Below are 12,735 nucleotides of genomic sequence, written 5' to 3'. Positions count from 1 at the left end.
GTAGGCGCGCCAGCGCCGTATCGAGACCCTGCTCGGGGAAATCGGGTGCCCGTCATGGGGTCTCGATACGCTCCTGCGTCGCTACTCGACCGGCTGGAGCCGCAGACGGCACGATCGCGGCGGCAGCGGCGGCGCGCGCCCGGCTGCGACGGCGCAGCATCAGGAGGTACAGCGGCACGGTGATCGCGACGTAGGCGACCCAGGCGAAGACCTGCGCCCACGTGGGCTCGGGCGAGAAGTTGAAGATGCCGGCGAGCACGGTGCCGTACCAGCTGCCGGGCGGCACGATGGCGACGAGGCTGTAGGCGGAGGTGCCCCAGCCGGGGATCACCGACGCCTCCTGCAGGTCGCCGACGCCGTAGGCGAGCACGCCGGCCGCGACGAAGATCAGGAACAGGCCGGTCCAGGTGAAGAACCGGCCGAGGTTGAAGCGCACGAGCCCGCGCGAGATGCCCCACGAGATGACGACGGCGGTGAGGATGCCGAGCACGGCGCCGAACGTCGCGAGCATCGGGTCGCTGCCGCCGGCCGCGTTGGCCCAGACGAAGAGCGCGGTCTCGATGCCCTCGCGCCCGACCGAGACGGCCCCGAGCACGACGAGGGCGAACCACGAGCGGTCGATCGCGGCATCCACGCTGCTGCGGAGCTCCTTCGACAGGCTCGCGCCGTGCGACCCCATCCAGAACGTCATCCAGGTGACCATCGCGACGGCGACGATCGAGAGCACGCCGCCGAGGATCTCCTGCGCCTGGAACGTCAGCGCGTACGGGCCCCACGTGAGCACGGCGCCGATGCCGAGCGCCACCGCGATCGCAAGGCCGATGCCGATCCACAGCCGGCCGAGCAGGTCGCGGCGACCGAGCTTCGCGAGGTATGCCACCAGGATGCCGACGACGAGGCCCGCCTCGAGGCCTTCGCGAAGGCCGATCAGGTACGTGGCGAGCACGGATGTCTCCAATGAAGCAGGGGTGGGATGAGCTAAGGCTAGCCTTACTCCGCGCGAACGCAAGTTGGGATTCCTGCCCCTCGTCGAGGTGCGGGTCGCGCGCAGCCGGTGCGGTCGGGCCTGCGCCCGCCACCGGCATCGGCTGGGCACGCCGAAGGGATGCGCGTAGCGTTGAGCCCGTGCTGACTCCGCCGAAGACTCCGAAGCGCCCCATCGAACGCACGCACCACGGCGACACCGTGGTCGACGACTACGAATGGCTCCGAGCCAAGGAGGACCCCGAGGTCCTCGCCCACCTGCACGAGGAGAACGCGTACACCAACGCGCGCACCGAGCACCTCTCGCTGTTGCAGGAGCAGCTCTTCGAGGAGATCCGCGCCCGCACGAAGGAGACCGACCTCTCGGTGCCGACCCGCGAGGGCGACTGGTGGTACTACACGCGCACCGTCGAGGGCCAGCAGTACGGCATCCACTGCCGGGCGCCGATCGCCGGGCCCGACGACTGGGAGCCTCCCCTGCTCGGCAACGACGGCGGTGCGGATGCCGCGGGCGGGCCTTCGACCGCCACGGCGGGCCTGCCCGGCGAGCAGGTGCTCCTCGACGACAACGTCGAGGCCGAGGGCCACGAGTTCTACTCGCTCGGCAGCTTCGACATCACCGCCGACGGCGCGACGCTGCTCTACGGCACCGACCTCGAGGGCGACGAGCGCTACACGCTGCGCCTGCGTGCGCTCGACGACCCCGCGCGCACCATCGACGACGTCATCGAGGGCACGGCGGGCGGAGCGGTCTTCGATCCCTCGGGCAGGTACGTCTTCTACGCGACCGTCGACGAGTCGTGGCGACCGGACACGATCTGGCGCCACGAGGTCGGCACCGCGACATCCGACGACGTGAAGGTGTTCCACGAGCCCGACGAGCGCTACTGGCTCGGCGTCGGCCTCACGCGCAGCCGCCGCTACCTCGTGGTCGAGGCCGGCTCGAACATCACGAGCGAGACGCGCCTGCTCGACGCCGACGACCCCACCGGCGAGTTCCGCGTGGTCTGGCCGCGCAAGGAGGGCGTCGAGTACGACGTCGAGCACGTGGTCGCCGGCGGCAAGGACCGACTGCTCATCGTGCACAACGACGGCGCCGTGAACTTCGAGCTCGTGAGCGTCGCCGCAGCCGACCCCGAGGGCCCGCGCCGCATGCTGTTGCCGCACAGCGAGGCCGTTCGGCTCGAGGGCGTCGACGCGTTCCGCGACTTCGTGGCGCTCGAGTACCGCCGCGAGGGGCTGACGCGGGTGGCCATCGCGAAGCTGCCGCCCGCCGGCCTGCCCGCCGACGCGACACCGGACGACACGCTGCACGAACTCGCGTTCGACGAGGCGCTCTTCGCTGTCGGGGTGCGCGGCAACCCGTCGTGGGAGCAGCCGATGCTTCGCCTCGGGTACACGAGCTTCGTGACGCCGTCGACCGTGCTCGACCTCGTCGTCGCCACGGGCGAGCGCCGCCTGCGCAAGCGCCAGCCGGTGCTCGGCGACTACGACGCGACCCGCTACGCGCAGCGCCGCGAGTGGGCCACGGCCAAGGACGGCACCAAGATCCCGATCTCGCTCGTCTACCGGCACGACCTCGTGAACCTCGGCGATCCCGCGCCCACGCTGCTCTACGGGTACGGATCGTACGAGGCATCCATGGACCCCGGCTTCGGCATCCCCCGCCTCTCGCTGCTCGACCGCGGCATGGTCTTCGCGATCGCCCACGTGCGCGGCGGCGGCGAGATGGGCCGGCTCTGGTACGAGCACGGCAAGAAGCTCGAGAAGCGCAACACCTTCACCGACTTCGTGGCCGCCGCCCGGCACCTCATCGACCAGGAGATCACCGCGCCCGACCGGCTCGTCGCCCAGGGCGGCAGCGCAGGAGGCCTGCTCATGGGCGCCGTGGCGAACCTCGCGCCCAAGTACTTCTCCGGCATCCTCGCCGAGGTGCCGTTCGTCGACCCGCTGACCTCGATCCTCGACCCCTCGCTGCCCCTCACGGTCATCGAGTGGGACGAGTGGGGCAACCCGCTCGACGATGAGGAGGTGTACCACTACATGAAGTCGTACTCCCCCCTCGAGAACGTGCACGAGACGCACTACCCGCCGATCCTCGCGGTCACCTCGCTCAACGACACGCGGGTGCTCTACGTCGAACCCGCCAAGTGGGTCGCTCGCCTTCGAGAAGTGGGCGCCGACCCGCTGCTGAAGATCGAGATGGCGGCAGGCCACGGCGGCGTCTCCGGGCGGTACTCGGCCTGGCGCGAGCGTGCCTTCGCCTACGCGTGGGTCATCGACCGGGCCGGGGCGCACCCGAGCGGGGAGTAGCCGGCCTCGGCGTTGCGGGCCGGCGGGTTCGCCGACGCCGCGTCAGGCGCTCGGGCGCTGCTCAGGCCGATCCTGCGGCATTCGTCCTGAGCAGCGTGCGATCTCCTGAAGCGGATGCCTCGGCGGGCCGTTCGGCCGACGGATGCCGCGGCATCCGCTCGACGTCGACTGCGGCGACTCAGCGCGCGGCGTCGTAGACGATGTGCGTGGCGGCCGCGTTCTCGAACACCTGCACGGGCACCAGGCGGATGCCGGACTCCCCGCCGAGCTCGACGCCGTCGAACAGGCGCTCGCCCGCGCCGAGCGTGATCGGCGCGATGCTGAGGATGAGCCGGTCGAGCAGCCCGGCCGTGAGGAACTGGCGCACGGTGCTCGCGCCGCCGGCGACCGAGATCCGGCCGCCGCCCGCCGCGGCACGTGCCCGTTCGAGCGCCTCCTCGATGCCACCCGTGACGAAGTGGAACGTGGTGCCGCCGAGCATCTCCACCGGCTCGCGCTCGTGATGCGTGAGCACGAACACGGGTGCGTGGTACGGCGGATCGTCGCCCCACCAGCCCTTCCACGCGTCATCCGGCCACTCGCCGCGGATCGGGCCGAACATGTTGCGCCCCTGGATCACGGCCGCGCCGCCGAGGATCTCGCCGGTGACATCGGCGCTCGCGGCTTCGGCCTCGCTGAACAGCCACTCGTGCAGCTCCTCGCCGCGTTCGCCGAGCGGATCGTCGAGCGACTGGTTCGGGCCCGCCACGAACCCGTCGAGCGAGATGGTGATGGTCGCGACCACGAGGCCGTCGTCGATGCTCATGCGCGCGAGGCTACTCCGGGCCCGCCGGGCGGTGAAGACCAGTCCTCGCCGAGACCGGGTGACCAGTCAGGTGCGCCAGGCGATCGCGACCGCTACCAGCCGCCGAACGCGTCGTCGAGCGCGTCGCGTTCCTCGCGCCGCTGCCGCACCTCGTCGAGGTCCTTCAGCAGGTCGAAGGCGACGCCCGCCATGCGGTTCTCGCGCTCGGCGATGTAGGCCTCGTCGATCTCGATGTCGGGCCAGTCGCGTGCGAGGCGCTGCTCGATCGCCTCGGAGAGTTCGCCCCAGGCCTCTTGGCGCGCGCGCTCGGCGAACGCCGCCAGGTACTCGCTGTCGTTGCGCAGCTCGCCGAGCCGTTGCGCGACGGCCTCGTTCACGCGTTCGCGCAGGCGCAGGTTCCACGAGTCGGCGCGATGGTAGTCGTGCTGGTGGGCCGATCGACCCTCTCGCCTGGCCGCCGACTCGCGTTCGGTCTCGGCCCATTCGGCGACCTGGTCGAACTCCTGGATGAGCTCGCGCAGCACCTCGCGCGCCTCGGCCGACGCACGATCGGCGTCGAACGGCTCGTCGCCGCGCAGGGCGCGCACGATGATGCGGTTCTTCAGGGCCATGCGCCCGGCCGCCTCGGCGACGAGCAGGCCTTCGTTGTAGGTCTCTTCGAAGGTGAGCGGTTCGGCCTCGGGCAGGGCGCTGCGGTCGAACGGCTTGAACCGTCGACGCTTGCGCTTTCCCCACCACGCCATGCCGCTCGCCTCGCTTTCGAACGTCGCATCGACCGCCCGTTCGGTCGAAGATCGAGCCTACCGTGGGCCGGTGACGCGCCGGGTGGACAGCGCTGTGGGTGGTGCGACGTAGCCTGCTGACATGGATCGAGCGGATGCCGCGGGCGCGACGTGCGGGCTCCTCGACCCGTCGGGCGTGGCCTGCGGGGCGCCGACCTCCGCCTCCGGCGCCCCCGCCATGCGCCTCTGCCTGCGGCACCTGCTCGAGGCCCACGATCTCGTCGCCGCCGAGGCCGGCGTCACCGATCTCGCGCCGCAGCCGTGCCCGGCGTGCGGATGCCGTGTGGGCGTGCGCTACCCGGCCGGGTGGCTCTGCGCCGACTGCGAGTGGCGGCTGGGCGACGCGCCCGACGGTGAGCTGCTGCCCGTGCGCGTCGAGGTCGTCTACTACGTGCGCTACCGCGACCAGGTCAAGATCGGCACGTCGGCGAATCCACGGCAGCGGCTCTCGGTGATCCCCCACGAGGAGGTGCTCGCCTTCGAGCCCGGCGGGCGCCGAGTCGAGCAGCGTCGGCACGAGCAGTTCGCCGCGCACCGGTTCGCGGGCACGGAGTGGTTCGCGCGGCATCCGGCCCTCGTCGAACACATCGAGGCCCTCGCGATCGGCGTCGACGACCCGTGGGCCGAGTACGACCGGTGGGTCAGCCGGCGCAACGCGGCTCGCGGCTGATGAGCCGGCCCGGCATCGCGACCCGGGTCAGGCCATGCCCTCGGCGGTCTGCTCGAGGTCGGACTTCGGGCGGTCGCGCTGCGTCGCGACGGCCGTGCCGGCGGCCCCGCAGACGATCGCGATGGCGAGCACCTCGACGAGCGTGAACGTCTCGGCGAGCACGAGCCATCCGAAGATCGCCGCGATCACCGGGCCGAAGCTCGTGATGATCGAGTAGAGGCGCGGGGGGATGCGCCGCAGGATGAACGTGTCGAGGCTGTACGGCAGCGCCGACGAGAGCACGCCGACCCCGAGCAGCAGGAGCACCACGGTCCAGTCGAGCGCGCTCGCGTCGAAGGTCGCGATCGCGAAGGGCACGAGCAGCACCAGGCTCACGATGCTCGCGACGGTGACGCCCTCGAGCCCGGGCAGTCCGACCGCGACGCGGCGCGTGAGCAGGATGTACATGGCCCACGTCGCGGCGGAGGTCAGCGCGAGCGCGACGCCCCACGGGTCGATGGCCGCGGCATCCGAAGTACCGGGAGCGATGAGCAGCACGACGCCGAGACCGCCCGCGACCGCGCAGACCGCGTCGAGCCACCGGCGCGAGGTCGCGAGTGCGATGGCCAGCGGCCCGAGGAACTCGATCGTCGCCGCGGTGCCGAGGCCGATCAGGTGCACCGCTTCGTAGAACGAGACGTTCATGACGGCGAGCACGACGCCGAGCGCGAGTGCCGGCCAGAGCCGCGCCCAGGTGAGCTCCGCGCGCTTCGGGCGGTAGATCGGCAGCACCACCACGAGCATCACGAGCTGCCGCACCGCGACCACGACGAACGAGCCGACGACCGGGATCACGAGGCCCGCGAGCGACGACCCGAAGTTGATCGACACCTCGGTGCCGACCTGCGTCGCGGCGCCGGTGAAGCGGCGACGGCTGAGCGCGGCATCCGTCATCGCGGTGGAGTCGTTCTCGTGAGGCACCGTACGAAGATACGTGCAATTCCGAGCGACGGATGACGGATGCCGCGGGCGGGCCGGGCGGGCGGGCCGAGGCGGTCTAGGCGCGTTCCACCGGCAGCCACAACTCGCACGTCGCCGTGCTGAAGTCGGCCGCGCGGTCGAGCACCGCCACGATCGAGGGGCCGGGTCGCAACTGCCACGGGTTGGAGGGGAACCAGTCGGTGGCGGTCGCGGCCCACGTCGACTGCAGTGCCGCCGGGTACGGCCCCTCGGTGCGGAAGACCGCCCAGGTGCCGGCCGGCACCTCGATCACGTCGAGGTCTTCCGGCGCCGTCGTTGCCTCGGTGACCGCGACGCCGTGGAGGTAGGTGAGCTCGCTGCCCTCCTCGTAGTCGGGGTCGACGTCGGCGCTGACCTGCAGGAGTCCGGCCGGCTCGGTGTCGCCGAGCTCCTTCAGGCGGGCGTGCTCGGTCACGGGCAGCGAGGCGATGTACGCCTGGATGTGCGGATTGGCGCCCTCGTGGATGAGCGGCACTCGGGTCGAGTGGCCGATGAGCCGGAAGGCCGGGCGGTCTGCGATGCGGGTGTCCATTGGGGTGTTCCCTTCGACGGTCAGGCGGAACCTGAGCTGCGGTTGCGTGCGAAGGGGGCCGCCGTCACGGCGTACGTCGGCCGGACCCACGCCATGCACCGAGCGGAATGCACGGTTGAACGCCTCGGTGGATCCGTAGCCGAACCGCACCGCGATGCCCAGCAGGTCGCCGTCGCCGAGCACCTCGGCTGCGGCGACCGACATGCGCCGGCGTCGAACGTATTCGGACAACGGCATGCCCGCCAGCGACGAGAACATGCGCCGCAGGTGGTACTCCGTCGTGCCGAGACTGCTCGCCAGATCCGGCACGTCGAGTTCCTCGGCGAGGTGCTGCTCGACGTACTCGACCAGCCGATTGAGCTCCGCGATCACCGCAGCCCCCTTCTTGTCGCCTCAAGCCTGCTCGCCGCGATCGACCCCCACCCGACTATCGCGGTCCGATCCGGTCGGGTCGGCTCGCTCACCACCGCGCCCGTGGCCGCACTGCGGATCGGATCACGCGGGTCGTCAGCCGGTGGGGTCGTTCTTCTGCCCGAGCCGCTCGAGCTGCCATTTGTGCACGTCGACCAGCCAGTACAGCGGGCCGGACGGGTCGAGGCGCGGGTCATCGGGCGCGCGGCCGTCTCGCAGCGCCTCCGCGTACGCGCGATCCAGCGCGAGTCGTGCCCGCAACTGCTCGCCGTCGCCGACGCCGCCGTGGCCCGGGATAACGACGGCGACATCATCGGCCACGCCCTCGAACAGCCCCAGGGCGGTGAGGTAGTCGTCGACCGGATCCGCGGCATCGAGGTCGAGGAACGGCATCAGGATGTCGGAGAGCATGTCGCCGGCGACGAGCACGCCCTGGTCCTCGATCAGCAGCGCCGCGTGTCCTGCGGCATGGGCCCGATGCTCGAGGATCCGGATGTCGGGGCCGTCCCACGGAATCCGCTCGGCGTCGGCGGGCAGGCCCGTGACGAGGCCGAGCAGGTCCATCGGGATGTCGTCGGCGTACTCGGGCGGCAGGGCCGGGGCGAGGAGCTCCTTCCAGTCCGGGTTCGACAGGAAATCCCGGATGGATGCCGCACCGCGGGCCGTTCCATACCGCGGAACGTCGCCGAAGTCGGGGTGCCAGAGCACGTGGTCCCAGTCGGGATGCGTCGAGAAGCCCGCCACCACGGGCTGCCCCAGCTCGCGGAGGTCGCTCGCGACATCCGCCAGCTCGTCGATCGTGATGCCGGGGTCGATGAGCAGCACGCCCGCCCGCCCCTGCACGACCACCGTGTTGCTCTGGAGGAACTCACTCTCGTGAACCCACACGCCCTCTGCGACCTGCCTCAGCACGGGGCAAGGCTACGCCGCCGCGTTCGGGCCGACAACGATCACGCGTTCGGGAACCCATTGATCCATCGCCCGTGCCTCCCCTAGCGTTCGGTGCATGGGAACGACACGACGCGATTCGCGATCGACGACGGTCGCAGCCGGCGTGGCGCTCGCGCTGGCCGGGCTCGCTGGGATGTCGCTCGCCGCGAGCGCCACGATCGGCTTCACCGCTCCGAGCGCCGAGACCTGGTTCACGTTCTCGTGGATCGCCGGATAGACGCTCCTGATCTGGGCGACGATCATCGGCGGTGCGGTCCTGGTCGAGCTCATCCGCACGATCGCATCCCGTCGCCCTCCGGCGCCAGCCGGCGCCCTGCTCGTCATCGCGACCGCGGCCGTCATCGTCGGGGTCGTCTGCACCTATCCGTTCGCCGGCAGTGGAGCCGGTCTGGCGTAGTTCACTCCCCTCGTCAGCCGCCGGCCACCCGAGTCCGCGCCGCGGCGAGCGCGGCGCCCGTTCCGGGCGAGGGCACCTCGGCCACGATGAAGCCGTCGCGGCGCACGAGGTAGACGCGGTCACGGCGCAACCGGCCGTGCGGGTCGGCGCCGAACACGTGGCCCTCGACGCCGAGCTCCCTAGCGATGCGGTGCACCGAGCGCTCGGGCACGCCGTATCCGTGCACCTGCCAGCGCATAGCGCGCAGCACGTCGAAGTTGTCGCCCGTCCAGGGCAGGCGGAGGCCGAGCAGGCCGTCGTCGCGGGCCGGGGACGTCGCGCCCGCGGCATCCGGCATCCGATAGCGGATGCGCGTCTGCGAGACGAACCCGAAGGCGCGCGGCAGCCCGACGAGGCGCGGGATCAGCCGCACCGCGGCCGGGCCGATCGCCGGAATCACCCGCGACCGCACGAATCGCGCCCTACTCGAGTCGCTCGTCACGAGCCCGAAGAGGCGATCGGTCGTCTCGACGAGGGTCTTGCCGACCGGCCGGCGTTCGGCCTCGTAGCGCTCGAGGCGCGACTCGGACATGCCGTCGACGAGCACGTCGGCGAACGCGCAGGCGAGGTTGTGCGCGTCCTGCAGGCCGGTGTTCATGCCCTGCCCGCCGACCGGCGAGTGGATGTGCGCCGCATCACCGACGAGGAAGCACGGCCCCTCGCGGAACCGCGCGGCGAGCCGGTGGTGCAGCCGATAGGTCGTGAACCAGGCGGACTCGTCGTACTCGACGCCGAACTCGCGACGGAACACCGCGCGCGACTCGTCTTCGGATGCCTCGCCGTCGGCGCCGAGGTCGTCGTCGCGCACCACGCCGATGAGGCGCGCCCGATCGCCGCCCATGCCGAACCCGAGCATGAGGTGCCGCTCGCTCACGCGCACGTTGATGGCCTGCGCCTCGAGCCCGCGCATGCCGATCGCGTCGGCGAGCGTGAACGTGAAGGCGTTGGTCGCCCCGTCGAACGGGATCTCGAGCTCGCGCCGCACGGTCGAACGCGAGCCGTCGGCGCCGACGCAGTAGCGGGCCCGCACGGTGACGGCGCCCTCGCGAACGCCCTCGCCCTCGCCCTCGCCCTCGCCCGTCGACAGGTTCGCCAGGGTCGCCAGAACGGATGCCGCGGGCCGGCCGTGCTGCGGCGCGGGCGGCTCGATGAGCAGCCGTTCGAGGCGGTGCCCCCAGCGCACCTCGCGCCCGAGCTGGCCGAGCGCGTCGATGAGCAGCCGTTCGTTGGCGGACTGCTCGAACACCGTGATCTCGGAGTACGGCGTGACGTCGCTGCCGGCGAGCGCGAGGTCGATGCGTCCGAGCTCGTTCCGCCCGGCGCCGGGAATGAGCCTCGTCGCAGGCGAGCGGTTCGCGAGCACGCGATCGACGAGGCCGAGTTGGTCGTAGAGCTCCATCGACCTGGCCTGCACGACGAGCGCGCGCGACTCCCGCGTCGGGCCGGCCTTGCCGTCGACCACGATCGCGTCGACCCCGAGGCGGGCCAAGCAGACGGCGAGCATGAGTCCGCTCGGACCGGCGCCGACGATGAGCACGTCGGTGCTCAGGTCGGCGGATGCATCGGCAGGAGCAGACGGCGCCATGCCTCCACCTTCGCACTGCGCCCTGCCGTGCGCCAGAGCCCGGGCGCTCATCCTCCGCCTCCGGCGCGCGGCCTCAGCCCAACGCGTCGAACAGGCCGAGCTCGACCGCGGCGGCCCGCGCGAGCAGGAACCCGAGGATGCCGACGATCCAGCCGGTCGTCTCGGCAGCGTTGCGCTCCATCCAGCCGCTGATGCGGGCGAGTCCGGCCTCGATCGCGCGACTCGCGACCGATCGGATGGCGAGCAGCACGAGGGCGGGCAGCACCATCACGACGCAGTAGCCGACGAGCACGAGCACCCGGGCCGATGAATCGAGGTCGGATGTCGAGAGCAGGCCGATGCCGATGAGATACGGCAGCATCGACGCGACCTCGACGCCGGCCGCCGCGACGGCCAGCCCCATGAGCGGCAGCACGCTCGAGCGCTCCTCCGAGGCATCCGTCACCGCCCGCTCACGCCACCTGGCGAAACGACCCGGGCCCTCGCGCTTGCGCTTGCCGCCCACGAAGAACGAGCCGACGAGCAGCGCGGCACCGACCACGAGCTGCGCCCAGAGGAACGGTGTCGTCGAGGCGAGCTCCATGAGCTGGGGCAGGGCGACGGCCGCGACGGTCAGCAGCACGAGCCCGACGACGAGGTAGAAGCCGGCGACCGTGGCGAGGTAGAGCACGATGCGACTGCGCCGCAACCGGCCGGGCACCAGCATGAGCCAGATCGGGATGAGCAGCGTTCCGAAGCTCGTCGAGTCCACGAGCGCGAGCACGGCGAGCGAGCCGAGCAGCGCGGGTCCGGTGAGGGCGGCACCGCTGAGCAGGTCGAGGTCCACGGTTCGAGCCTGCCCCAGGAGCGACGCCGACGGATCCGCCGCGCGACGGAGGTTCCAGACCCGCGGGCGGAGCCCCGGTGCCAGACTCGGACTCGTGGCAGACACCGAATCGGGCAAGGCGGCACCCGGCGACTCGCTCGTCACGGTCATCGTCGCGCTCGTGGTGAACGCGCTCATCGCGCTGGCCAAGTCGGTCGCCGCGGCGCTCACGGGCTCGGCATCGATGGTCGCCGAGGCGGCGCACTCGTGGGCCGACACCGGCAACGAGGTGCTGCTCGTGATCGCCGAGCGGCGATCGAGGAGGCCGTCGGATGCGCGGCATCCGCTCGGCTACGGCAAGGACGCCTACATCTGGTCGATGTTCGCCGCGTTCGGCCTGTTCACGGTCGGCGCCGCGGTGTCGATCCAGCACGGCATCTCGGAGCTCATCGATCCGGAGCCCGCGAGCGATTACGGCATCGCGTACGCGGTGCTCGGCCTCGCGTTCGTGCTCGAGGGCATCTCGTTCATCCGCGCCTACCGCCAGGCCCGCTCCGATGCGCAGCGGCGACGCGTCGGCACGCTGCACCACGTGTCGCAGAGCTCGGACCCGACCCTGCGCGCGGTGTTCGCCGAGGACGCCGCCGCGCTCATCGGCCTCTTGATCGCGTTCGTCGGCATCCTGCTGCACCAGGTCACGGGCTCGCCGGTCTTCGACGCGATCGGGTCGATCGCCGTCGGCGTGCTGCTCGGTGTCGTCGCGGTGCTGCTCATCGGCCGCAACCGCGCGTTCCTCATCGGCGAGGCGGTGCCGTCGAACGTGCGCTCCGACATGATCGGCGAGCTGCTCGCCCTGCCGTCGGTCGACCGCGTGTCGTTCCTGCACATGGAGTTCATCGGCCCCGGTCGCGTGCTGCTCATCGCGGCCGTCGACCTCGTCGGTGATCGCAGCGAAGCGGATGCCGCGCGCGAGCTCCGGGCCCTCGAAGCCGTGCTCGAGGGCGACGCCATGGTCGAGCTCGCGTCGCTCACCCTCGCCGCGCCGGGCGGACCGGCGCTGCAGCCGCACGGACCCGGCTGATCCGCCGCCTCGCGGTCGTCGCGGTCGCGCGCGCTCGACCGCCCCCGGACTGGCGCCGCTCCTCGTCCGCGGCACGCGTTCGCGCGGTTCCGCGGGCAGTTCCCGGCCGTCATGATGAGCGGCTCACGACCGTCGTTCGCGACCTGCGCTCGCGCGGGTTCCGAAGAACGTTCCCAGATTCCGAGATGCCAGTTCCGCCTCATCGATGAGGCGGAACTGGCATATCGGAATCGCGACGCATCCGCGCGCCGGACGACGCAAGCGCTCACGGGCCCAGCCGCGGCGCGACGTGGGCATGGGCCTGCACATGCAAGGTGGGCGGGCGAGGGCGCGGTGCGCGGGCGTCGTGCGGGTGCTTCATGCGGATGCGGATGGAAACAC

General features: G+C 71.6%; 12 protein-coding genes. 4 read left to right on the top strand and 8 right to left on the bottom strand.

Translation table 11 applies throughout. The features are described from left to right. Positions 1–52 precede the first annotated feature (52 nt). Positions 53–946 (bottom strand): iron uptake transporter permease EfeU, encoded by an 894-nt coding sequence (efeU, locus tag ASE68_RS01205; protein ID WP_055854271.1) that lies wholly within the window; start codon positions 944–946, stop codon positions 53–55. 179 nt (positions 947–1,125) lie between these two features. On the opposite strand from efeU, the gene ASE68_RS01200 reads away from it, so the two are divergent. Further along, on the top strand, positions 1,126–3,297 hold the full coding sequence (locus tag ASE68_RS01200; RefSeq protein ID WP_055854268.1) for a S9 family peptidase: 2,172 nt from the start codon (positions 1,126–1,128) through the stop codon (positions 3,295–3,297). Positions 3,298–3,475: 178 nt separating this feature from the next. Here the strand turns inward: ASE68_RS01200 and ASE68_RS01195 are convergent, their stop codons facing one another. Together ASE68_RS01195 and ASE68_RS01190 are read right to left on the bottom strand one after the other, a co-directional pair. After that, complete coding sequence (locus ASE68_RS01195) at positions 3,476–4,102, bottom strand: dihydrofolate reductase family protein (protein WP_055854265.1); 627 nt, start codon at positions 4,100–4,102, stop codon at positions 3,476–3,478. Positions 4,103–4,194: 92 nt separating this feature from the next. Beyond that, a complete protein-coding gene (locus ASE68_RS01190; RefSeq protein WP_055854262.1) occupies positions 4,195–4,845 on the bottom strand; it encodes a hypothetical protein in 651 nt (216 codons plus the stop codon). A 121-nt stretch (positions 4,846–4,966) separates the two neighbouring features. Here ASE68_RS01190 and ASE68_RS01185 point away from each other — a divergent pair, with 121 nt between their 5' ends. Beyond that, positions 4,967–5,554, top strand: coding sequence for a GIY-YIG nuclease family protein (locus ASE68_RS01185; protein ID WP_157421489.1), 588 nt, complete (start codon positions 4,967–4,969; stop codon positions 5,552–5,554). Positions 5,555–5,581: 27 nt separating this feature from the next. Here ASE68_RS01185 and ASE68_RS01180 read toward each other — a convergent pair whose 3' ends face one another. The 3 genes from ASE68_RS01180 to ASE68_RS01170 all read right to left on the bottom strand — a co-directional run bounded on the left by ASE68_RS01180 (position 5,582) and on the right by ASE68_RS01170 (position 8,408). Further along, positions 5,582–6,514, bottom strand: coding sequence for a DMT family transporter (locus ASE68_RS01180; RefSeq protein ID WP_235480733.1), 933 nt, complete (start codon positions 6,512–6,514; stop codon positions 5,582–5,584). Positions 6,515–6,590: 76 nt separating this feature from the next. Then, on the bottom strand, positions 6,591–7,457 hold the full coding sequence (locus ASE68_RS01175) for an AraC family transcriptional regulator (protein ID WP_055854256.1): 867 nt from the start codon (positions 7,455–7,457) through the stop codon (positions 6,591–6,593). Between the two features lie 135 nt (positions 7,458–7,592). Further along, on the bottom strand, positions 7,593–8,408 hold the full coding sequence (locus tag ASE68_RS01170) for an MBL fold metallo-hydrolase (protein ID WP_055854253.1): 816 nt from the start codon (positions 8,406–8,408) through the stop codon (positions 7,593–7,595). A 94-nt stretch (positions 8,409–8,502) separates the two neighbouring features. Here ASE68_RS01170 and ASE68_RS20035 point away from each other — a divergent pair, with 94 nt between their 5' ends. Then, positions 8,503–8,664 (top strand): hypothetical protein, encoded by a 162-nt coding sequence (locus ASE68_RS20035; RefSeq protein ID WP_157421488.1) that lies wholly within the window; start codon positions 8,503–8,505, stop codon positions 8,662–8,664. Positions 8,665–8,857: 193 nt separating this feature from the next. Here the strand turns inward: ASE68_RS20035 and ASE68_RS01165 are convergent, their stop codons facing one another. Further along, positions 8,858–10,468: an FAD-dependent monooxygenase gene (locus ASE68_RS01165; RefSeq protein ID WP_055854251.1), complete on the bottom strand. Its 1,611-nt coding sequence runs from the start codon at positions 10,466–10,468 to the stop codon at positions 8,858–8,860. Positions 10,469–10,541: 73 nt separating this feature from the next. Beyond that, complete coding sequence (locus tag ASE68_RS01160; RefSeq protein WP_200921759.1) at positions 10,542–11,294, bottom strand: GAP family protein; 753 nt, start codon at positions 11,292–11,294, stop codon at positions 10,542–10,544. Positions 11,295–11,388: 94 nt separating this feature from the next. Between ASE68_RS01160 and ASE68_RS01155 the strand changes: the two genes are divergently transcribed. Then, positions 11,389–12,354: a cation diffusion facilitator family transporter gene (locus ASE68_RS01155; RefSeq protein ID WP_055854248.1), complete on the top strand. Its 966-nt coding sequence runs from the start codon at positions 11,389–11,391 to the stop codon at positions 12,352–12,354. Positions 12,355–12,735 lie beyond the last annotated feature (381 nt).

Origin of the sequence: Agromyces sp. Leaf222 (assembly GCF_001421565.1) — a bacterium.
Taxonomy (GTDB): Bacteria; Actinomycetota; Actinomycetes; order Actinomycetales; family Microbacteriaceae; genus Agromyces.
Note: the sequence above shows the minus strand (reverse complement) of the source record. Positions and strands in the feature narration are given on the sequence as shown.

Bases quoted from the DNA above. Each gene is read 5' to 3' on its own strand.
- ASE68_RS01195 (WP_055854265.1), bottom strand. From the start codon at position 4,102: ATGAGCATCGACGACGGCCTCGTGGTCGCGACCATCACCATCTCGCTC.
- ASE68_RS01190 (WP_055854262.1), bottom strand. From the start codon at position 4,845: ATGGCGTGGTGGGGAAAGCGCAAGCGTCGACGGTTCAAGCCGTTCGAC.
- ASE68_RS01185 (WP_157421489.1), top strand. From the start codon at position 4,967: ATGGATCGAGCGGATGCCGCGGGCGCGACGTGCGGGCTCCTCGACCCG.
- ASE68_RS20035 (WP_157421488.1), top strand. From the start codon at position 8,503: ATGGGAACGACACGACGCGATTCGCGATCGACGACGGTCGCAGCCGGC.
- ASE68_RS01165 (WP_055854251.1), bottom strand. From the start codon at position 10,468: ATGGCGCCGTCTGCTCCTGCCGATGCATCCGCCGACCTGAGCACCGAC.